Below are 19,411 nucleotides of genomic sequence, written 5' to 3'. Positions count from 1 at the left end.
GGGTCGGCCGGCAGCGGCAGGGGGAGCGGTCGCCTGGCTGTGGCAGGGCGAAGGGTCGCCTTGTCGTGACAGGGCAAGGAGCCGCCTGGCGGTGACGGGCCGGGCCGCCTGACTGTGACAGGGCCGCGCGGCCGCCCAGCCGCCGTTCGAGACCGCCGTACGGGTCCGGACGGGCGAGCGCGGCCCGGTGACCGGGCGAGGGGGTGCCTGGCCCCGGCGGGGTGAAGGGCCGCCCAGCCGTGATCGGGCGAGCGGCTGCCCAGTCGCGACAGCAGAGTGAGGGGCCGCCCAGCCGTAGCGGGGTGAAAGGTCGCTTGGCCGTGATTGGCGCGAGCGGCCGCCCAGTCGCGACAGGGGGGCGGGGTCGCTGAGGGTCGCCTGGCTGGGCAGAGGGAGCGGTCGCTTGGCCGTGACCGGGCCGCGCGGCCGTCCAGCCGTGACCGGGCGAAAGGCTGCCTGGGTCGGGCCGGGTGAGCGGTTGGACGGGCGTGACCGGGGCGAGGACCCCCACGCCGCACGCCCCCGCGCCGCACGCCCCTAGAATCACCGGGTGACCGCCCCCGCAGCCCCGGCCGAGACCCTCCGCGCCACCCTCGCCGGCCTTCTCGGCGGCCTGCCGCCCAAGCAGGCCGCACAGGCGGTGGACCGCCTGATCGCCAGTTACCGCGGAACCACCCCCACCGACGCCCCCATCCTCCGCGACCGCGCGGACGTGGCCGCCTACGCCGCCTACCGCATGCCCGCCACCTTCGAGGCGGTCCACGCGGCCCTGGAGGCATTCGCCGAGGCAGTCCCGGACTGGACCCCCGCCGACCACACCGACGTCGGCGGCGGCACCGGCGCCGCGACCTGGGCCGTCACCGCCACCTGGCCCGGCGACCGGGCGGTCACCGTCCTCGACTGGTCCGACCCGGCGCTCGCCCTCGGGCGCGAGATCGCCGCCGCCAACCCGGCCCTGCGCGACGCCCGCTGGCAGCGCGCCAGGATCGGCAAGGACCTCACCCTGCCCGCCACGGACCTGGTCACCGTCTCGTACGTCCTCAACGAACTCACCCCCGACGACCGCACCGCCCTCGTGGACACCGCGGCGGCGTCGGCCCAGGGGGTCGTGATCGTCGAGGCCGGCACCCCCGCCGGGTACGCCCGCGTCATCGAGGCCCGCGACCGCCTGATCGCCGCCGGCTTCCGTGTCGCCGCGCCCTGTCCGCACAGCGCCGCCTGCCCGATCGTCCCCGGCGAGGACTGGTGCCACTTCTCGGCCCGGGTCAGCCGCTCCTCCCTGCACCGCCAGGTCAAGGGGGGCTCGCTGCCGTACGAGGACGAGAAGTTCAGCTACGTCGCCGCGACCCGCCTCCCCGCCACCCCGGCACCCGCCCGGGTGATCCGCCGCCCCCAGATCCGCAAGGGCCAGGTCCTCCTCGACCTCTGCGAGCCCGACGAGCGGCTGTCCCGGCGCACGGTCACCAAGCGCCACGGCGAGCTGTACAAGGCGGCGAGGGACGCGGCATGGGGCGATCCCTGGCCGTTGCCGTAGTAGCCCCGGCCCCCTCCCACCCCCCACAACGAGACGCCCCGTCTCACCCGCCTGCTACCGTCGCCCCATGGTCAAACAGCCCGCCCCCGACACCACCCGCCGCAGCGAGAGGTCCCGTCGCGCCATCTACGACGCCGCCCTCGACCTCGTCGCCGAGGTCGGCTACCCGAAGACCACGATCGAGGGAATCGCCGCCCGTGCCGGTGTCGGCAAGCAGACGATCTACCGCTGGTGGTCGTCGAAGGCGGAGGTGCTGATGGAGGCGTTCCTCGACCTGAGCGAGCGGGCGGCCCGGGAGGCCGGGTCGGAGCAGGCGTACGCCATCCCGGACACCGGTGACCTCGCCGCCGACCTCAAGGCCGTACTGCGGCTCACCGTGGACCAGCTCAAGGACCCCCGCTTCGAGGCCCCCTCCCGCGCCCTGGCGGCCGAGGGCGTCGTCAACGAGGAAGTCGGCCGGGCCTTCCTGACCAAGCTCCTCGAACCCTCGCTCCAGCTGTACGTCGACCGGGTGCGCGCCGCCCAGCGGGCCGGCCAGGTGCGCCCCGAGATCGACCCGCGCATCGCCCTCGAACTCTGGGTCTCCCCCCTCGCCCAGCGCTGGCTCCAGTACACCGGCCCGATCAGCTACGACTACACCGACACCCTCGTCGACTACGCCCTCCACGGCATCGCGCCGCGCTGAGCCGTACGCGGTCATCGGGCATTGGTTCCCAACCTCCCATATCCGCTCAGGGCCCCCCGGAGCAGAGGAAGGTGGGACCATGAGGCATGCTGTTTTGCACGACAGCGAGGCGAGGGTGGTAGATGAGCGCGGAGTCGGGAGGCCGGAACGGCCTGCAGGGCAAACTCTCCCAGTGGCTGCGCGGACGCCGGCCGAAGGAGGCCGCGGCCGGGGACGACGGCGGCCGTGAGGCCCTGCTGCTGGCCGCCGCCTCAGCGGGACTCCCGCTCGCGCCCGCCGCGCACCCCGCCCCCGGATACCGCTGTTCCTGCGACCGGGTCGGCTGTCCCACGCCCGCCCGGCACCCCGTCTCCTTCGCCTGGCAGACCCAGTCGACCACCGACCGCGCGCAGATCGAGCGCTGGGCCCGGCATCAGCCGCAGGCCAACTTCATCACCGCGACCGGCACGGTCCACGACGTCCTCGACGTGCCCCTGGAGGCCGGACGGGAGGCCCTGCGGCGGCTCCTGGAAGCCGGTATCGATGTGGGCCCGGTCGCCGAGAGCGACGACGGACGGCTCCTCTTCTTCACCCTCACCCGCGGCACCCCCGAGGACGAGGACGAGTGGTGGCCGTGCGAACTGGACTGCCACCCCGAGACGGCGGACGAGCATCCCGGCCTGCGTTGGCACTGCCGCGGCTCCTACGTCCTCGTACCGCCCGCCCGGCTGCCCGGTGACCAGACCGTGCACTGGGTGCGCGGCCTCGAACACCCGCTGCCCGATCCGCTGAACCTGCTGGAAGTCCTCACCGACGCCTGCGCCCGCCATGTGGGCGAGGAGCCGGACCACGAGAGCGCGGCCTGGCCCCTGCGCCGGTAGCGCCCGGCCTCCGGGCCGCTACGAGCCGTTCGCGGATGTCAGCCCCTGGATTCGGCCGAGCACGGTGACCTGCTGGTCGCCCGAGCCCTTCGGCGGGTCGAGGGCCACCGAGTTGGAGACGATCTCCATCGTCAGGGACTGCTTGATCTCGCCGGTCGTCAGGGCCCGCACGTCGTCGGTGGTGGGGATCGAGATGCCCGGGGCGGCCGTCAGCTTCGAGTAGAGGTGCGTGGCGAAGAACACCAGCGCCCCGCCGTCCGCCGTCCGCAGGGCCAGTGGTGCGTAGTCGCCGCTCGTCATCGGTTCGTCGATGTACTGGGTGACCAGACCCGGCCGCTTGGCGTCCTTCGCACGCGCCGCCCGCCAGGCGCTGGTGTACGCGCCGTCCGCGAAGGTCTCGCCACCGCTCTTGAGGTAGGTCGCGTACTGCTGCCCCAAGTCGCCGGGCGGGACGGCCAGTTCGGCCGAGTTCACCGCAATGGCCTCGGCCCAGCCGTCCGTGTCCTTCTTGAACTCCGGCACCTTGCCAGCGGCGACCAGCGTCAGATACGACACCTGGAACGGCTCGTCCATGGCGTCGCGGGTGAACACGAGCAGCCAGCGCGCGGTGCCGCCCTTGTTGCCGGCCGCGTCGGCGACGAACCAGCGCGGCCAGCCCGCCTTCTTCGGGATGGTGTACGTCACGTCCGACAGCTTCAGCGGGGTGTGCGAGGCGTTGCCGCTCGGGCTGTTGGCCTTGCCGGCCTTCAGCCGCGCCGCGTCGATGGCGCCGAGCGCGCCCGTGACATGGGCGGCGTCCAGCGAGCTGTCGTACGCCTTGTCCGCCGCGTTGTACGCGTTCGTGAACTGCTGGAGCGCCTTGGCGGCCTCCGCCCTGGTGGTCGCGGGAAGCACCTCCCGCTCGCCGTGCACCACCATGCATCCGCTCGCCGTCAACGACAAAGCGGTCACAGAGGCTGCTATCAGTGCGCTCCGGTCAAGCCTGCGGAGCCTTCGAGGGCCGCGATCCCTGCTCATCAGGTGCCTTCACCTTCCCCTTCCCGGAGGCGAACCCTACCGGGGCGAGGAACAGTGCGAGCGTCGGGATCAAGTACAGCAGCCACACCGTGACCTGAAGGACGGTCGGGTCCGGCTGGAAGTTGAACACGCCCTTGAGGAGCGTGCCGTACCAGCTGTCCGGCGGGATGGTGTCGCTGATGTCGAAGGCCCTGTCGGTCAGGCCGGGCAGCCAGTTCGCCTCCTGGAGGTCGTGGAAGCCGTACGCCAGCACGCCCGCGGCCACGACGACCAGCATGCCGCCGGTCCAGGTGAAGAACTTGGCCAGGTTGATGCGCAGGGCGCCGCGGTAGAACAGCCAGCCCAGGAGGACCGCCGTGGCGATACCCAGGGCCGCGCCGATCAGCGGGCGCGGGGTGCCGTCGCCGGCCGCGTGCACCGACGCCCACACGAACAGGGCGGTCTCCAGGCCCTCCCGGCCCACCGCGAGGAACGCGGTGGCGACCAGGGCGGCGGTGCCCATCTGCAGGGCGGCGTCCAACTTGCCGTGCAGCTCGGACTTCAGGTGCCGGGCGGTGCGCCGCATCCAGAAGACCATCCATGTCACCAGGCCGACCGCGATGACCGACAGGGAGCCGCCGAGCGCCTCCTGCGCCTCGAACGTCAGCTCCTGCGAGCCGAATTCGAGCGCGCTCCCGAAGCCGAGGGCGAGCGCGACCGCGACGCCGATGCCGATCCAGATGGGCCGCAGGGCGTCCCGGCGGCCCGTCTTGACCAGGTAGGCGATGAGGATGCAGACGACCAGGCTGGCTTCGAGTCCCTCGCGCAGACCGATCAGGTAGTTGGAGAACACGGGTCAGGCCTCCTTGGAGAACAGCGTGCTGCCCCACCAGTCGTCCGTGTCACGGACGCCGGGCGGGACGGCGAAGACCGCCGAACCCACGTGCTGGATGTACTCGTTGAGCGCGTCGGTGGACAGATGGCGCTGGATGCGGATGAAGCCCTCGCGGACGTCCTTCATGTACGCCAGGAAGAACAGCCCCGCGTCCAGCCGGCCGAGGCCGTCGGTGCCGTCGGTGAAGGAGTAGCCGCGGCGCAGGATCGTCGCCCCGCCGTTGGAGTCGGGGTGCGCGAGCCGGACGTGCGCGTCGGGCTTCATCGCCGGCAGGAACGGCTTGTCGCGCTCCTTCGCCTTGCCGACCGGGGCGCCCTCGCCCTTGTCGCGGCCGAAGACGTCCTCCTGCTCCTGCAGGGAGGTGCGGTCCCAGGTCTCGATGTGCATGCGGATGCGGCGGGCGACGAGGTAGGAGCCGCCGGCCATCCAGTCCGCGTCCTTGCCGTCCGCCCACACGAACTTCTTCAACCGGTCGGTCTCCGTGCCCGCGATGTTGCGGGTGCCGTCCTTGAAGCCCATCAGGTTGCGCGGGGTCTGCGCGTCGGGTGTGGTCGAGGACGTCTTGCCGAAGCCGAGCTGCGACCATCTGATGACGACCTTGCCGAAACCGATCCGGGCCAGGTTGCGGATCGCGTGCACGGCGACCTGCGGGTCGTCCGCGCAGGCCTGGACGCACAGGTCGCCGCCGCTGCGGTTCTTGTCGAGGTTGTCCCCGGCGAACTGGGGGAGGTCGACGAGCGCCTCGGGCCGCTGATCGGCCAGGTCGAACTTCCCGAAGAGGGACGGCCCGAAGCCGATCGTCAGCGTCAGCCGCGACGGCTTGAGCCCGAGCGCCTCCCCGGTGTCGTCCGGCGGGGCCTCGGCGAGACCGCCGTACGCCCCCTCACCGACCGCCTTGCCCGCGGTCATCCGGCGGGCCGCGGCCGTCCAGTCCTTGAGCATCTGCACGAACTCGGCGCGGTCCTCGGTCGTCACGTCGAACGCGGCGAAGTGCAGCCGGTCCTGTACGGGCGTGGCGATGCCGGCCTGGTGGGTGCCGTGGAACTCCACGGCGGCACCCGCGTCGGCGGCGGTCGGGGTGATGTCGTCCCCGGTGCGGGTCATCGCGACGGCGCCGCCGGCCGCGGCGGCACCGAGCGCGAGCCCGGCCCCGCCCCAGCCGATGAGCGCGCGGCGCGAGGGAGCCGTGGTTTCCTCCGTGTCCGTCATGGCCCCGGCCTCAGGCGGACTTGGTGACGACGGCGGCGGCGAGCTTGGACAGCGGTTCCGCGAGCGCGTTCACAGCGTCCGAGAGCTGCTTGCGGTCGGCGTCGCCGACCTTGTCGTACGAGGTGAAGTCGTAGGACGTCTTGTCGGCGCGGTACTTGTCCAGCAGCGTGTCGATCGCCGCGAACTGCTTGTCGAGCTCGGTGACCAGGGCGGCGTTGTTCTCCTTGGCGACCGGCTTCAGCAGCTCGTACGACTTCTCGGCGCCCTCGACGTTGGCCTTGAAGTCGACGAGGTCGGTGTGCGAGTAGCGCTCCTCCTCGCCGGTGACCTTGCCGGTGGCGACCTCGTCGAGGAGTTCCTTGGCGCCGTTGGCCATGGAGGTCGGGGTGATGTCCGCCTTGCCGACCCGGTTCTGCCAGTCGGTGAGGTCGGTGATCAGCTGGTCGGCGAGGGTCTTGTCCAAGGCGGTGATCTTCTTGTCCTGCCAGAGGGACTTCTCCAGGCGGTGCCAGCCGGTCCACTTCTGGCCGTCCTCCAGGCCGTCCGCGCGCACATCGACCTTCGGGTCGATGTCACCGAAGGACTCGGCGACCGGCTCGGTGCGCTCCCAGCCGATGCGGGAGGGGGCGTAGGCCTTCTTGGCGGCCTCCAGGTCCCCGGCCTTGACCGCGGCGGCGAAGGTCTTCGCCAGCGGCAGGGTCGCGTCGGCCTGCTCCTGCGCGTACTTGCGGTACGCGGCGACGGCGGCGTCGAGGCGCGGGTCGCGCTTGGCCGCGGTCCCGCCGGTGGCAGTGACCTCCTGGCGGATGCCGTCGCCCTTCATGCCGGGCTTGCAGGCGATCGTGTAGGCACCGGCCTTCACCTCGGCGGTGACCTTCTGCCTGGTGCCCGGGCCGATGTTCTCCCGCTCGGTGACGATCCGGTCGTCCGGGAACAGGACGTAGACCTCGGTGACCTTGGAGCCCTTGTTCTCTATCGCGAGTTCCACGTGGCCGGCCGGGAACTCCTTCTTGGAGACCTCGCACTTGCTGTCCGTGGCGGTCACGTCGATCACGCGGTCGCTGTCGCCGGAGCTTCCCTTTTCCGTGCACCCCGTGACGGCGGTCAGGGCCGCCACGGCGGTGGCGGTGACGACGGACAGTCTGGCGGCTCGCATGCGGGCTCCTGGTGCTGGCTGAAACATCACGTGACGGGCATCACAAAGTAAGTGAGGCTAGCCTAACTTATCTGAGGCTTACCTGAGTGATACCGCGAGATGGCTCAAAACAGACACCAAGAGAAGGTCAAAGGAAGGTCAAAGGTTCCGCGCGGGGGGCGTGCGCCCTCACCCGTTCCATGGTGCTTCGCCGCGGATGTTTCAATTCCCCCGTGACTGACTACGACGTGCTGCGCGTCTTCTGCGCGGCGAACGGCGGCTACGGCAACGAGCTGGGCGTCGTCCGCGAGGGGTCCGTGCTGCCGGACCGGGACGAGCGGCAGGCGTTCGCCGCGAAGCTCGGGTTCAGCGAGACCGTGTTCGTCGACGATCCCGAGCGCGGCGTCATCGACATCTACACGCCCTCCGCGCGGCTGGCGTTCGCCGGGTACCCGTGCGTCGGCGCCGCCTGGTTGCTCGACGTGCCCGAGCTCGTCACACCCGCCGGCGTCGTCGGTACCCGGCTCGACGGGGAGTTCAGCTGGATCGAGGCGCGGGCCGAGTGGGCGGCGCCCCGGACGTTCCGGCAGTACGGCACCGCCGCCGAGGTGGACGATCTCGCCGTCCCGCCGCCGGGGGAGTGGATCTACGCCTGGGCCTGGGAGGACGAGGCCGCCGGGCGGATCCGGGCCCGTGGCTTTCCCGGCCGGGGCGACGGCGTCGAGGAGGACGAGGCCACCGGTGCGGCGGCCCTCCAGCTCACCGACAGCCTGGGGCGGGCCCTGAACATCGTCCAGGGCGCCGGCTCCCAGATCCTCACGGCTCCACAGCCGGGCGGCTGGGTCGAGGTGGGCGGACGGGTCTTCCTGGAGCGCTGAGGCCCACGCCGACTACGGCAGCGTCAGGATCTCCGCCCCCGTCTCCGTCACCACCAGCGTGTGCTCGAACTGGGCCGTGCGCTTGCGGTCCTTCGTGACGACCGTCCAGCCGTCGTCCCACATGTCGTACTCGTGCGTCCCGAGCGTCAGCATCGGCTCGATCGTGAACGTCATGCCGGGCTGGATGACCGTCGTCGCGTGCGGGCTGTCGTAGTGCGGGATGATCAGGCCGCTGTGGAAGGAGGAGTTGATGCCGTGGCCCGTGAAGTCGCGGACGACTCCGTACCCGAAGCGCTTGGCGTACGACTCGATGACCCGGCCGATGATGTTGATCTGACGCCCCGGCCTGACCGCCTTGATCGCGCGGGCCAGCGACTCCCGGGTCCGCTCGACCAGCAGCCGGCTCTCCTCGTCGACGTCACCCACCAGGTACGTGGCGTTGTTGTCGCCGTGCACCCCGCCGATGTAGGCCGTCACGTCGAGGTTGATGATGTCGCCGTCCCGGAGCACGGTGGAGTCCGGAATGCCGTGGCAGATCACCTCGTTGAGGCTCGTGCACAGGGACTTGGGGAAACCCCGGTAGCCGAGCGTCGACGGGTAGGCGCCGTGGTCGCACATGTACTCGTGCGCCACCTTGTCCAGTTCGTCGGTGGTCACCCCGGGCGCGATCAGCTTCGCGGCCTCCGCCATCGCCCGGGCCGCGATACGGCCGGCGATCCGCATCGCCTCTACGGTCTCCGGGGTCTGCACCTCCGGACCCGTGTACGGCGTCGGCGCGGGCTTGCCGACGTACTCGGGGCGACGGATGTTTCCGGGCACGGAACGGGTGGGGGACAGTTCCCCGGGCACGAGCAGCGACTGGCCAGACATGGGGACGAGTCTATCCAGCGGCGATGGGGGAACATGTCGATGGCGAGAGGAGCAGGTCATGTCCTTGTTCAAGAAGCGTACGGTCGGCAAGCCGGGCGAGTGGTACTACTGCCTGGAGCACAAGAAGGTCGAGGAAGGGCCCGAGTGCCCGGCCAAGGACCGCTTCGGGCCGTACGCGAGCCGAAAGGAAGCGGAGCAGGCGATGGAGACGGCCCGCGAGCGCAACCTCGAGTGGGAGAACGACCCGAAGTGGCACGACGCCCCGGCGGGGGGCCGCGAGGACGACTGATCACACCCGGGCGGCGGCTCGCTGCTCCCGCACGTGTGCCGCGTGCTCGTCCGTCCGGGCGTCGTAGGACATCAGCTTCGGCAGGCACAGGGCCAGCAGCCCCACCGCCCCCGCGCACAGCACCCCGCCCGACCAGACCGACGTCCGCACGCCCCACCACGCGGCGAAACCACCGGCCCTGACCTGGCCGACGGTCGGGCCCACCGAGTACGACAGCAGTTCGATCCCGGCCAGCCGCCCGCGCAGCTCGTCCGGGATCGTCTGGTTCCACATGATCCCCCGGAAGATCCCGCTGACCATGTCGCAGCCGCCGGCCACGGTCAGGAACAGCAGCACCAGCCATACGTCGTCCATCACTCCGGCCGCCGCGATCGCCAGGCCCCACAGGGCTGCCGACAGCACCACCATCCGCCCGTGCCGACGGATCCGCGCGGTCCAGCCGCTGACCAGGCTCACCAGCAGGGCGCCGAACGGGACGCTCGCGTACATCAGGCCCAGCGACCACTGCGCGTCCAGTTCGTCCGCCAGGAACGGCAGCAGGGCCAGCGGCATCGCCAGGAACATCGCGGCGAGATCGACGGCGTAGGTGCCGAGGAGTTCCTTGCGGCTCCAGGCGTACCTCGCGCCCTCCGCGATGGCCTTCAGGGAGGGTTTCGCCGCTTCGTGGGAGGCGGGGGCGGCGGCGATCCGTACGACCAGCGCGACCGAGACGACGAACGTCAGCAGGTCCGCGCCGTACGCCCAGCCGAGGCCCGCGTAGGCCACCACCACGCCCGCCAGCGCCGGGCCCGCGACCCCGCCGACCGTCCAGCGGAAGGAGTTCAGCGAGCCCGCCGCCGGGAGGTGGTCGTGGGCCACGATCCGGGGCCAGAGGGAATCCAGCGCCGGGCGCTGCACCGAGACCAGGGCGGAGGACAGGGCGGCGACGACATACAGCGGCCAGACGGCGGGGTGCGGGAGCAGCGCGTTGAGCAGCAGGGCCGCGCTGAGCAGGCCCATCCCCACCTCGGTCCACACGATCAGCTTCCGCTTGTCCCAGGCGTCCGCGAGCGCGCCGCCGTACAGACCGAAGACGAGGAGGGGGATCAACTCCACGGCCCCGATCGCGCCCACCGCCGCCGCGGACCGGGTCAGGTCCTTCAGCTGCACCGGCAGCGCCACGAAGGTCAGGAAGCTGCCGAAGTTCGAGATCAGCCCCGAGTACCACAGCCGCCGGAAGTCCCGGGAGGCCCGCCAGGGGGCGAGGTCGGGAAGCATCGCGCGCAGGCCGGAACGGGGTCCAGGGGCGTCGTCGGTCACGACCCGTCATGGTCCGGGGCGGCGTCCCGGTCGGCAACCGCTTTTCGCGGCTACCAGCGCGCCGGAGGCGGTGCCGTCAGCTGGTCGGCCAGTCTCGACAGCCGGTCCCGGAACCGCCGTCGGCCCCGGGGCGTGGGGACGGCGTTCTCCCCGGCCGCCGCGCTCACCAGGTGCTGCACGGTGTCCAGATCGAGGTCCGTGCCCTCCGGCACGGCCAGCGACTCGTGGGCCATCGCGGCGAGTTCACCCTCACCGGGACCGAGGGAGAGGACCGTCGCACCGGCCCGCCGGGCGTCGTGGACCTGCTCCAGCAGCGGGGCGCCCGCCCGGTTCGGGGACACCACCAGCAGGGTCTCGCCGCGCCGGGCCGCCGCGAGCCGCCCCGGCCCGACCGACAGATGCGGGGGGTCGGAAGGGCGCGCGTCATGGCGTACGAGAGTGGGGGCTAGCTCCGGGGTGCCCGACCAGGCGGCCTCGTCGACCAGGTGGGCCGCCAGATGCCACGGTTCGTACTCCGGCGTGCCGACCAGGAGCAGTCCGCCGCCGTGCGAGACCACCGAGCCGCGCAGCACGCACGCGAAGCGTCGCGTGGCTCCCAGCCACTCGGTCCCGGCGAGCACCTCACGCAGCAGCGCGACCCGTACGGCGTCCATGGGGCCGCATCCTGCCGCAAGCGGACGTCCGTGACCCGCGGTTCACCCCGGATTCGCCCGAACCGGGCAGCGAGACACGGAGAACGACGGATCGCCTCGGGCGGGTGCCCGTGACGCGGCTCACCCGACCGGCCGGGGCGAGCGGGGCGGACGTAAAGTCGGGCCCATGACCTCTACCGACAGTGCTGCACAGAAGGCTCCCGCCAAGGACCCCTGGGACCTTCCCGACGTCTCCGGGCTCGTCGTCGGCGTGCTCGGCGGGACCGGGCCGCAGGGCAAGGGCCTCGCCTACCGGCTGGCCCGCGCCGGACAGAAGGTGATCATCGGCTCACGTGCCGCCGACCGCGCCCAGGCCGCCGCCGGTGAACTCGGGCACGGTGTCGAGGGTGCCGACAACGCCGAGACCGCGCGCCGCAGCGACATCGTGATCGTCGCCGTGCCCTGGGACGGCCACGGCAAGACCCTGGAGTCGCTGCGCGAGGAACTCGTCGGCAAGCTCGTCGTCGACTGCGTCAATCCGCTCGGCTTCGACAAGAAGGGCGCCTACGCGCTGAAGCCGGAGGAGGGCAGTGCCGCCGAGCAGGCCGCTTCGTTGCTGCCGGACTCGCGGGTCACCGCCGCCTTCCACCATCTGTCGGCCGTGCTGCTCCAGGACCCGGAGGTCGAGGAGATCGACACCGACGTCATGGTGCTCGGTGAGGAGCGGGCCGACGTGGAGATCGTGCAGGCGCTGGCCGGCCGTATCCCCGGCATGCGCGGCATCTTCGCGGGCCGGCTGCGCAACGCCCACCAGGTGGAGTCGCTGGTCGCCAACCTGATCTCGGTCAACCGGCGGTACAAGGCGCACGCGGGGCTGCGGGTCACGGACGTCTGAGGCGATGGGGGACACTGGACCGCGTAACGCAGCCGTGTCCCCCCGACAGGAGCCCGACGACATGCCCCGCCTCGCCCTCTACGCCCTCGCCGTCTGCCTCCTCGCCGTCGCGGCGGCCGTCGTCTCCTTCACGCAGGGCAGCTGGCTGGGGATCGTGTGGGTGCTGCTGGCGGGGCTCTCGTCCAACATGTGCTGGTACTACCTCAAGCGGGGCAGGGCCGCTCAGGTCCAGAAGCGGTAGAGGCTCCAGCCGAACGAGGCCTCACCGGGGTCGACCTGGAGTCCGCGCAGGACCGCGTCGACCAGGTCGAAGAACACGCTGTTGACCTGCGGCACCCACAGCAGCGCGAACACGAACAGCAGGCCGAAGGGCGCGAAGGGCTCGATCTGGCGCTTGACGCCGTGCGAGAGCCACGGCTCGATGACGCCGTAGCCGTCCAGGCCCGGGACCGGCAGGAAGTTCAGGATCGCGGCCGAGACCTGGAGCAGGGCGAGAAAGGCCAGCGCGAAGCGGAACTCCAGTGGTACGCCGTCGAGGGCGTCCAGCCAGAACGGGGCCGTGCAGGCGATCGCGAACAGGACGTTCGTGAGGGGGCCCGCCGCCGAGATCAGGCTGTGCCGCCAGCGGCCCCGGATCCGGTCGCGCTCGATGAAGACCGCGCCGCCGGGAAGACCGATGCCGCCCATGATCACGAAGATGACGGGGAGCACGATGCTGAGCAGGGCATGCGTGTATTTCAGAGGATTCAGCGTGAGGTAGCCCTTGGCGCCGATCGTGATGTCGCCGCTGTGCAGGGCGGTGCGGGCGTGGGCGTACTCGTGCAGACACAGGGACACGACCCAGGCGCCGGTCACGAACAGGAACACGGCGACACCGGGCTTCTCGGCGAAGCCGGTCCAGGTGGCCCAGCCCGTCACCGCCGTCACGGCGACGATCCCGATGAAGACCGGGCTGATCCGCCGGTCGCTGTGGCGGGTGGTGGCGGTGGTCATGGGGCTCCCTGGACTGGACATGCACGCGGTGGGACTGCCCGACGGTACCGGGCACAGGTGAAAACGTCTTGGGGCGGGGCGGGGGTTCCGTGGAAGGCTGGGGACATGGGGCTGTGGCACGTGTTCTACGCGGACTGGCAGATGGAGTGTTGCGGTACGCCGTTCTCGGTGGGGGAGGAGGTGGGCTGGCCGCTGCTGTGCCATGCCGCCGCCGACGTCCTCGGGGGCGGCTGGCGGGATCAGCTCACCGAGCTCGTCGGGCCGGTGGAACAGGGTGCCGGGCGGGTGCTTCGGGACAGGAACGGCCTGGTCGTCGGAGTCGGGGAGAGCGCGGCGGCACCGGGCGGCTCCGCTCCACTTGTCGGGCTGCTCACGGTCGAGACGCACGGGGGGCGACTGCCCGAGGTCCGGGGCCGGGTGCGGTGCGTGCAGGTCGTGACACAGGAGTACGGCGAGACGGAGCCGGGTTCGAGGACCTGGGAGCCGGTGCCGGGGCGCCGGTCGCTGCGGTCGGTGGACACGAGCCCCAAGTGGTTCGCCGGCGGCGGAGGCGCGCGGTCCGAGGCGGGGCTCGTGGTCACCCTGGAGGTTCCGGACACGGACTCGAAGCTGTCGCACGCCGTCCGCAGGACCCGGAACATCCCGCCCGGCTCACCGCCCGGTACGGAGACGGCGGGCCTTCCGTCCGAAGCACTGGCCAAGCTGCTGGCGGGGCTGAGCAAGGCCTGACCCCGGGGCGGTGGGGCGGGAGCTTCCGGCCGGCGCTGACTGCGACGATCCCACGGCGACCGATCCGCCGACACCCCGCGAGCGGAACCCCGTGACCGGCCCCGACCCCAGCAGAGACAATGGACCCCGTGCGCTATCGCATCCTCGGCACCACGCAAGCACTCCGCTCCGACGGTACGACCGTCCCGGTCGGCGGGACGCGCCTGCGCGCGCTGCTGACCGTTCTCGCGCTGCGGCCCGGCCGTACCGTGCCGGTGAGCCTCCTGGTGGACGAGGTGTGGGACGGCGACCCGCCCGCCGACGCGACGGGCGCGGTGCAGGCGCTGGTGGGGCGGCTGCGGCGGGCGCTCGGCCCGGACGCCGTGGCTTCCGTGGACGGCGGCTACCGGCTGACCGCCGCGCCGGAAGACATCGACCTGCACCGATTCGAGCGGCTCGCCGGTGACGGCATGCGGGCGCTGACCGACGGCGACCCCGCCAAGGCGGCCGTGCTCCTGGACGACGCCCTCGCCCTGTGGCGGGGCCCGGCCCTGGCCGACCTTCCCGACCGTACGGCCGAGGCCGCCCGCGCACAGGCCCGCCGGCTGGACGCCCTGCGCGCCCGGCACACCGCCGCGCTCGCCCTCGGCCACGCCGACCAGTCCCTGCCCGAACTGACCGCCCTCTGCGACACCCACCCCTTGGACGAACCCCTCCAGTGCCTCCGCCTGCGTGCCCTGCGCGACACGGGCCGCACGGCCGAGGCACTGGCCGCGTACGAGTCCGTACGACAGCTGCTCGCGGACCGGCTGGGTGCGGACCCGGGGGCCGAACTGCGGGCACTGCACGGCGAGTTGCTGCGGCCGGAGCCATCCGCTGCGGGCGCTCCGGGCGGCCGGGTGCCCGCCGTGGCCCTCGGGAGGAACGGGGCGAGCGGATCCGCTGCCGCCCCCGCCCCTCCGACCGCCGCCCCCGCCCCTCCCTCCGGCAACCTCCGTGCCCGTCTCACCTCCTTCGTCGGCCGGGAGGCCGACATCGATGCCATCCGGGGCGACCTCACGACCGCCAGGCTGGTCACGCTGCTCGGGCCGGGCGGGGCCGGGAAGACCCGGCTCTCGCAGGAGGCCGCCGAGGCCGTGGGAGAGGCGGTGCGGGACGGCGTGTGGCTGGCCGAGCTCGCGCCGGTCGACGACCCCGACGCCGTGCCCGAGGCCGTGCTCACCGCCGTCGGCGCCCGCGAGACCGTGCTGTACGGCGCCGGTGCCGAGGCGATGCGCGTGGCAGGCAGCGAGCGGCTCGACGACCCCGTCGAGCGGCTCGCGGAGCACTGCGGCCGGCGCAGCATGCTGCTGATCCTCGACAACTGCGAGCATGTCGTCGACGCGGCCGCGCGGCTGGCGGAAACGCTCCTGGAGCGCTGTCCGGGGCTGACCGTGCTGGCCACCAGCCGTGAACCCCTCGGCATACCCGGGGAGTTGCTGCGCCCTGTGGAACCCCTGCCCGAGCCGGTCGCGCTGCGGCTGCTCGCCGACCGGGGGGCCGCGGCCCGGCCCGGATTCCGGGTCGACGCCGACCAGGAGACCGCGGCGGCCTGCGCCGAGATCTGCCGGCGCCTGGACGGTCTGCCCCTCGGTATCGAGCTCGCCGCCGCCCGGCTACGGATGCTGACCCCACGTCAGATCGCGGACCGGCTCGACGACCGTTTCCGGCTGCTCACCTCCGGCAGCCGTACCGTGCTGCCCCGCCAGCAGACCCTGCGGGCCGTCGTCGACTGGTCCTGGGACCTGCTCGACGAGGAGGAACGGGACGTCCTGCGGCGGCTCTCGGTGTTCGCCGGCGGTTGCGACCTGGCCGCGGCCGAGGCCGTGTGCGGCCCGGCCGCGCTGGACGCGCTCGGTTCGCTCGTCGACAAGTCCCTTGTGGTGGCGGCCCCTTCGGGAGACGGTGAGATGCGCTACCGGCTCCTGGAGACGGTCGGTGAGTACGCCGGTGAGCGCCTCGACGAGACGGACGGCGCACGCACCGACGCCGAGCGCGCGCATCTGACGTACTACCGCGAACTCGCCCGTACCACCGACCCTTTGCTTCGCGGTCCCGGCCAGCTCGCCGCCATCGAGCGCCTGGAGCGCGAGTACGAGAACCTCCGCTCCGCCCTGCGCCGCGCCGTCGCCTACCGCGACGAGCAGGAAGGGCTGTGTCTGGTGCTGTCGCTTGCCTGGTACTGGCAGATGCGCGACCTGCGCATCGAGGCCCGTAACTGGTCCCGCGAGGTCCAGGGCCTCGGCCCCGACCCCTTCACCGAGCCGGTCCGCCCCGCCGCGCCGGTGTGGGAGCGCTGCACGGACACTCCGCCGCCGTGGACCGGCGAGGTTCTGGAAGAGGCCCGGCGCGGCGCCCACCTCGTCCATCTCGCCTGCATGGACACCGAGTTGGACGCCTGGCAGAACCAGCACGCGCAGGCGAAGCTGCGGTCCATCGCCGCCACCTACCAGCCCGGCATGGCGCAGACCTGCCGGATGCCGGGCTCCCTGTGGTTCTTCGCCATCATGCTCACCGGGGACATGGACCGGCTGCGGGACGTCATCAAGGCGACCGTCGACACCTGCCGGGCCACGCCGGGCTACGAGTGGGAGCTGGCCGCCGCCCTCCAGTGGCGGGCCAACCTGCTCGCCAACCGCTCCGACTGGGCCGGAGACGCCATCCAGGACGCCGAGGAGGCGCTGGAGATCTACGAGCGGCTCGGCGATGTGTGGGGCACCGCGGAGGCGCTCTCCGCGCGTGCCGAGGCCCATGAGCGCAAGGGCAAGTGGCGTGCCGCCGCCGAGGACTACGAGAGGGCGATCGAGCGCGCCGAACAACTCGGTGCCCGCGCCCAGAGGTCCGTGCTCAACGCCCGCCTCGGCAGCGCGCTGCTGGAGACGGGGGAGGCCGAACGCGGTGAGCTCCTGCTGCGCGGGGTGATCGCCGACCAGGACGGGGCCCGCAACGAGGCGATGCCGGCCTCCCGGATGTTCCTCGCGGGCTGGCTCGGCCTGACCGGCCGCATCCCCGAGGCGCGCGAGCAACTCCGGTTGCTGCGCCAGCAGTTCGGCATCGCCCACTTCGTCATCTTCGACGCCTTCATCCTCGGCTCGGAGGCCTGGCTGGAGGCCCTGGACGGCTGCTACGAGGAGTGTCTGAGGCTGACCCGCCGGGCGCTGGAGAAGTCCGAGGACCCACTGGCCCTGACCATCGCCCCGCACATGCGCACCATGTACCTGCACACCGCCGGCCTCGCACTCGCCTGCGCCGACGGCGGCGCCCGCGCCCGTGACGGCGCCCGCTGCCTCCGGGTCGGCGACGCGCTGCTGCCTCCCGGCCACGCCCCGACGACCATCGAGCGCGCCGTGCGCGACCGGGCCGAGCGGGAGCTGCGCGCGGTGCTCGGTGACGCGATCTACGAGTCGGCGTACGCGGAGGGCGACGGCCTCTCCCCGGAGGAGGCCGCCGCCCTGGTGTGACGCGCACCGACGCCTGGGAGGCCGGGCCGGTCAGTTCTTCGTACGGAACTTGTGGATGGCGTACGGTGCCGCCACCGCCGTGATCGCCGCCGACCAGCCGAGCGTCACCCACAGGTCGTGCGCGACCGGGCCGCCCACCATCAGCCCGCGGGCCGCGTCGGCGAGCGTGGACAGCGGGTTGTAGTCGGTGAAGTGCTGGAGCCAGCCCGGCATGGAGTTCGTCGGCGCGAAGATCGACGAGCCGAACTGGAGCGGGAACAGCACCAGGAAGCCCATCGCCTGCACGGACTGCGCGTTCTTCAGGACCACGCCCAGGGTGAGGAACACCCACATGATCGAGGAGGCGAACACGGCGGACAGACCGACCGCCGCGAACAGACCGCCCCAGTGGTTGATGTCGAAGCCGACCAGGACGGCGACGATCATCAGCACGGTGGTCGCGAACAGCATCCGCAGCAGTTCCACGGAGATCTTTGCGAACAGCACCGAGCCGCGCCCGATGGGCAGGGACCGGAAGCGGTCCATGACACCGGAGTTGAAGTCCTGGCTGAAGCCGGTGCCGACGCCCTGGGACAGGGTCATGCTCATCATCGCGATCATGCCCGGGATGACGTACTGGACGTATCCGTCCTGTCCACCGCCCAGGGCCTGCCCGATCGAACCGCCGAAGACGAAGACGAACAGCAGGGTGAAGACGACCGGCATCAGCAGGGCGTCGAACATCGACTCCGGGTCCTGGCGGATCCACAGCAGGTTGCGGCGGACGAGGGCGCCGGTGTGCCGGAGGTGCCCGCGCAGGGGGATCCGGGCGTCGGCGTCGACGGTGGTGGCGGTTGCGGTTGCGGCGCTCATACGGCGACCTCCTCGCGAGTGTCGGTGGGGACGGTGTCCTGCGGGGCACTGGCGCGGTGGCCGGTGAGCGACAGGAACACCTCGTCCAGGCTGGGCAGTTCGGTGGTGATGGAGGAGAGCGTGATGCCACGCGCGGTGACCGCGCCGACCACGGCGGTCAGCTGCTCGTCACTGAGGATCGGGACGATGAGGGCGCCGCTCTCGGAGTCCACGGTGGAGGTGGCCAGCCCGGTGATGCCGAGCTCGTCGATCCACCCGGCGAGCGGCTGCAACTGCTGCGGATCCAGGGGCCGTACCCGCAGTGTGCGTCCGCCGACCTTCGCCTTGAGCTCCTCGATGGCGCCGTCGGCGATGACCTTGCCGTGATCCACGACGGTCAGCTCGGAGGCGAGCTGCTCGGCCTCCTCCATGTACTGGGTGGTCAGCAGGACGGTCACGCCGTCCCCGACCATCCGCTTGACCTCGTCCCACACCTCGTTGCGGGTGCGCGGGTCGAGACCGGTGGTGGGCTCGTCCAGGAACAGCACCTGGGGGCGCCCGATCATCGAGGCGGCGAGGTCGAGGCGCCTCCGCATACCGCCCGAGTAGGTGCTCGCCGGCCGCTTCGCCGCGTCCGTGAGCGAGAACCGCTCCAGCAGCTCGTCGGCCCGGGTGCGGGCCTCCTTGCGGGGCAGGTCGAGCAGCCGCCCGATCATGTACAGGTTCTCCCAGCCCGGCAGCTTCTCGTCCACCGAGGCGTACTGCCCGGTGAGCCCGATGACCCGCCGCAGCTGACGGGGCTGGCGCACCGCGTCGTAACCGGCGACGGTGGCCTGCCCGGCGTCCGGGGTGATGAGGGTGGAGAGAATGCGTACGAGGGTGGTCTTACCGGCGCCGTTCGGCCCGAGCACACCCATCACGGTGCCCTCGCGCACGTCCAGGTCGACGCCGTCCAGCGCCTTGGTCTCGCCGTAGTGCTTGACCAGCCCCCGCACGGAAACGGCGGAGTCCCCGCTCTGGGGGTTCTTGTCGATTCGCGTCATACCGAGGACAGTGCCAGCCCCCACCGACAAACCACCGACAGGCCGCCTACACGGGCCTACAGGTCGCCGACAGAGCAAAAGAGGGGGGGGGGGGCCGGGGGGCCCCGCCCCGCCCCCCACTCTGATGGCACACCCGAGCGCCCGAGCCACCCCGGAGGC

Annotated in this window: 19 protein-coding genes; 9 read left to right on the top strand and 10 right to left on the bottom strand. The window is 72.0% G+C overall.

What is annotated here, in order from left to right:
- The first annotated feature begins 550 nt into the window (after window positions 1-550).
- The 3 genes from ABZT93_RS14345 to ABZT93_RS14335 all read left to right on the top strand — a co-directional run bounded on the left by ABZT93_RS14345 (window position 551) and on the right by ABZT93_RS14335 (window position 3,079).
- On the top strand, window positions 551-1,534 hold the full coding sequence (locus ABZT93_RS14345; protein ID WP_356103640.1) for a small ribosomal subunit Rsm22 family protein: 984 nt from the start codon (window positions 551-553) through the stop codon (window positions 1,532-1,534).
- 67 nt (window positions 1,535-1,601) lie between these two features.
- The gene (locus tag ABZT93_RS14340; protein ID WP_356103636.1) at window positions 1,602-2,219 is read left to right on the top strand and encodes a TetR/AcrR family transcriptional regulator; all 618 of its coding nucleotides are present in this window, start codon (window positions 1,602-1,604) and stop codon (window positions 2,217-2,219) included.
- 122 nt (window positions 2,220-2,341) lie between these two features.
- Window positions 2,342-3,079, top strand: coding sequence for a bifunctional DNA primase/polymerase (locus ABZT93_RS14335; protein WP_356103634.1), 738 nt, complete (start codon window positions 2,342-2,344; stop codon window positions 3,077-3,079).
- A gap of 18 nt (window positions 3,080-3,097) precedes the next feature.
- Here the strand turns inward: ABZT93_RS14335 and ABZT93_RS14330 are convergent, their stop codons facing one another.
- From ABZT93_RS14330 to efeO, 4 genes are read right to left on the bottom strand one after another with little or no spacing between them, the layout of a single operon-like run.
- A complete protein-coding gene (locus ABZT93_RS14330; RefSeq protein WP_356103632.1) occupies window positions 3,098-4,096 on the bottom strand; it encodes a hypothetical protein in 999 nt (332 codons plus the stop codon).
- Window positions 4,056-4,928, bottom strand: coding sequence for an iron uptake transporter permease EfeU (gene efeU, locus ABZT93_RS14325; RefSeq protein ID WP_356103630.1), 873 nt, complete (start codon window positions 4,926-4,928; stop codon window positions 4,056-4,058). The genes ABZT93_RS14330 and efeU overlap by 41 nt, the downstream gene beginning before the upstream one ends.
- 3 nt (window positions 4,929-4,931) lie before the next feature.
- On the bottom strand, window positions 4,932-6,179 hold the full coding sequence (efeB, locus tag ABZT93_RS14320) for an iron uptake transporter deferrochelatase/peroxidase subunit (RefSeq protein ID WP_356103628.1): 1,248 nt from the start codon (window positions 6,177-6,179) through the stop codon (window positions 4,932-4,934).
- A 10-nt stretch (window positions 6,180-6,189) separates the two neighbouring features.
- Window positions 6,190-7,335: an iron uptake system protein EfeO gene (efeO, locus tag ABZT93_RS14315; RefSeq protein WP_356103626.1), complete on the bottom strand. Its 1,146-nt coding sequence runs from the start codon at window positions 7,333-7,335 to the stop codon at window positions 6,190-6,192.
- A 212-nt stretch (window positions 7,336-7,547) separates the two neighbouring features.
- On the opposite strand from efeO, the gene ABZT93_RS14310 reads away from it, so the two are divergent.
- Window positions 7,548-8,192, top strand: coding sequence for a PhzF family phenazine biosynthesis protein (locus tag ABZT93_RS14310; protein WP_356103624.1), 645 nt, complete (start codon window positions 7,548-7,550; stop codon window positions 8,190-8,192).
- 12 nt (window positions 8,193-8,204) lie between these two features.
- Here ABZT93_RS14310 and map read toward each other — a convergent pair whose 3' ends face one another.
- Complete coding sequence (gene map, locus ABZT93_RS14305) at window positions 8,205-9,062, bottom strand: type I methionyl aminopeptidase (RefSeq protein WP_356103622.1); 858 nt, start codon at window positions 9,060-9,062, stop codon at window positions 8,205-8,207.
- Between the two features lie 58 nt (window positions 9,063-9,120).
- Here map and ABZT93_RS14300 point away from each other — a divergent pair, with 58 nt between their 5' ends.
- Window positions 9,121-9,351: a hypothetical protein gene (locus ABZT93_RS14300; RefSeq protein ID WP_356103620.1), complete on the top strand. Its 231-nt coding sequence runs from the start codon at window positions 9,121-9,123 to the stop codon at window positions 9,349-9,351.
- Here the strand turns inward: ABZT93_RS14300 and ABZT93_RS14295 are convergent, their stop codons facing one another.
- Both ABZT93_RS14295 and ABZT93_RS14290 read right to left on the bottom strand, forming a co-directional pair.
- Window positions 9,352-10,650 carry an MFS transporter gene (locus ABZT93_RS14295; protein WP_356103618.1) on the bottom strand — a complete coding sequence of 433 codons (1,299 nt, stop codon included), beginning with the start codon at window positions 10,648-10,650 and terminating at the stop codon, window positions 9,352-9,354.
- A 50-nt stretch (window positions 10,651-10,700) separates the two neighbouring features.
- On the bottom strand, window positions 10,701-11,303 hold the full coding sequence (locus ABZT93_RS14290) for a hypothetical protein (RefSeq protein ID WP_356103615.1): 603 nt from the start codon (window positions 11,301-11,303) through the stop codon (window positions 10,701-10,703).
- A 166-nt stretch (window positions 11,304-11,469) separates the two neighbouring features.
- On the opposite strand from ABZT93_RS14290, the gene npdG reads away from it, so the two are divergent.
- Window positions 11,470-12,177 (top strand): NADPH-dependent F420 reductase, encoded by a 708-nt coding sequence (gene npdG, locus ABZT93_RS14285; protein WP_356103612.1) that lies wholly within the window; start codon window positions 11,470-11,472, stop codon window positions 12,175-12,177.
- Between the two features lie 4 nt (window positions 12,178-12,181).
- Window positions 12,182-12,418 (top strand): hypothetical protein, encoded by a 237-nt coding sequence (locus ABZT93_RS14280; RefSeq protein WP_356103609.1) that lies wholly within the window; start codon window positions 12,182-12,184, stop codon window positions 12,416-12,418.
- Here ABZT93_RS14280 and ABZT93_RS14275 read toward each other — a convergent pair.
- Window positions 12,400-13,170, bottom strand: coding sequence for a site-2 protease family protein (locus tag ABZT93_RS14275; RefSeq protein ID WP_356103607.1), 771 nt, complete (start codon window positions 13,168-13,170; stop codon window positions 12,400-12,402). The two genes, ABZT93_RS14280 and ABZT93_RS14275, sit on opposite strands and share 19 nt — an antisense overlap.
- A gap of 105 nt (window positions 13,171-13,275) precedes the next feature.
- Between ABZT93_RS14275 and ABZT93_RS14270 the strand changes: the two genes are divergently transcribed.
- Entirely contained in the window at window positions 13,276-13,899 is a 624-nt protein-coding gene (locus ABZT93_RS14270; RefSeq protein ID WP_356103604.1) for a DUF6578 domain-containing protein, read from the top strand.
- A 119-nt stretch (window positions 13,900-14,018) separates the two neighbouring features.
- Window positions 14,019-17,378, top strand: coding sequence for a BTAD domain-containing putative transcriptional regulator (locus ABZT93_RS14265; protein WP_356103601.1), 3,360 nt, complete (start codon window positions 14,019-14,021; stop codon window positions 17,376-17,378).
- 30 nt (window positions 17,379-17,408) lie between these two features.
- Here the strand turns inward: ABZT93_RS14265 and ABZT93_RS14260 are convergent, their stop codons facing one another.
- Both ABZT93_RS14260 and ABZT93_RS14255 read right to left on the bottom strand, forming a co-directional pair.
- Window positions 17,409-18,230, bottom strand: a complete 822-nt coding sequence (locus ABZT93_RS14260; RefSeq protein ID WP_356103598.1) for an ABC transporter permease — start codon at window positions 18,228-18,230, stop codon at window positions 17,409-17,411.
- A complete protein-coding gene (locus ABZT93_RS14255) occupies window positions 18,227-19,252 on the bottom strand; it encodes an ATP-binding cassette domain-containing protein (protein WP_356103595.1) in 1,026 nt (341 codons plus the stop codon). Before ABZT93_RS14255 ends, ABZT93_RS14260 begins: the two co-directional genes overlap by 4 nt.
- Between the last annotated feature and the right edge of the window lie 159 nt (window positions 19,253-19,411).

Source organism: Streptomyces sp. NPDC005303, from assembly GCF_040607335.1.
Lineage (GTDB): Bacteria > Actinomycetota > Actinomycetes > Streptomycetales > Streptomycetaceae > Streptomyces.
The sequence above is the reverse complement of the archived record's forward strand: the minus strand, read 5'-3'. Positions and strand labels throughout refer to the sequence as shown.

Excerpts from the sequence above, each read along its gene's own strand:
- ABZT93_RS14270 (WP_356103604.1), top strand. The coding sequence starts at position 13,276 with ATGGGGCTGTGGCACGTGTTCTACGCGGACTGGCAGATGGAGTGTTGC.
- map (WP_356103622.1), bottom strand. The coding sequence starts at position 9,062 with ATGTCTGGCCAGTCGCTGCTCGTGCCCGGGGAACTGTCCCCCACCCGT.
- ABZT93_RS14330 (WP_356103632.1), bottom strand. The coding sequence starts at position 4,096 with ATGAGCAGGGATCGCGGCCCTCGAAGGCTCCGCAGGCTTGACCGGAGC.
- ABZT93_RS14290 (WP_356103615.1), bottom strand. The coding sequence starts at position 11,303 with ATGGACGCCGTACGGGTCGCGCTGCTGCGTGAGGTGCTCGCCGGGACC.
- ABZT93_RS14260 (WP_356103598.1), bottom strand. The coding sequence starts at position 18,230 with ATGAGCGCCGCAACCGCAACCGCCACCACCGTCGACGCCGACGCCCGG.
- ABZT93_RS14340 (WP_356103636.1), top strand. The coding sequence starts at position 1,602 with ATGGTCAAACAGCCCGCCCCCGACACCACCCGCCGCAGCGAGAGGTCC.
- ABZT93_RS14275 (WP_356103607.1), bottom strand. The coding sequence starts at position 13,170 with ATGACCACCGCCACCACCCGCCACAGCGACCGGCGGATCAGCCCGGTC.
- ABZT93_RS14265 (WP_356103601.1), top strand. The coding sequence starts at position 14,019 with ATGGACCCCGTGCGCTATCGCATCCTCGGCACCACGCAAGCACTCCGC.
- ABZT93_RS14335 (WP_356103634.1), top strand. The coding sequence starts at position 2,342 with ATGAGCGCGGAGTCGGGAGGCCGGAACGGCCTGCAGGGCAAACTCTCC.
- npdG (WP_356103612.1), top strand. The coding sequence starts at position 11,470 with ATGACCTCTACCGACAGTGCTGCACAGAAGGCTCCCGCCAAGGACCCC.
- efeO (WP_356103626.1), bottom strand. The coding sequence starts at position 7,335 with ATGCGAGCCGCCAGACTGTCCGTCGTCACCGCCACCGCCGTGGCGGCC.
- ABZT93_RS14280 (WP_356103609.1), top strand. The coding sequence starts at position 12,182 with ATGGGGGACACTGGACCGCGTAACGCAGCCGTGTCCCCCCGACAGGAG.
- ABZT93_RS14300 (WP_356103620.1), top strand. The coding sequence starts at position 9,121 with ATGTCCTTGTTCAAGAAGCGTACGGTCGGCAAGCCGGGCGAGTGGTAC.
- efeB (WP_356103628.1), bottom strand. The coding sequence starts at position 6,179 with ATGACGGACACGGAGGAAACCACGGCTCCCTCGCGCCGCGCGCTCATC.
- ABZT93_RS14255 (WP_356103595.1), bottom strand. The coding sequence starts at position 19,252 with ATGACGCGAATCGACAAGAACCCCCAGAGCGGGGACTCCGCCGTTTCC.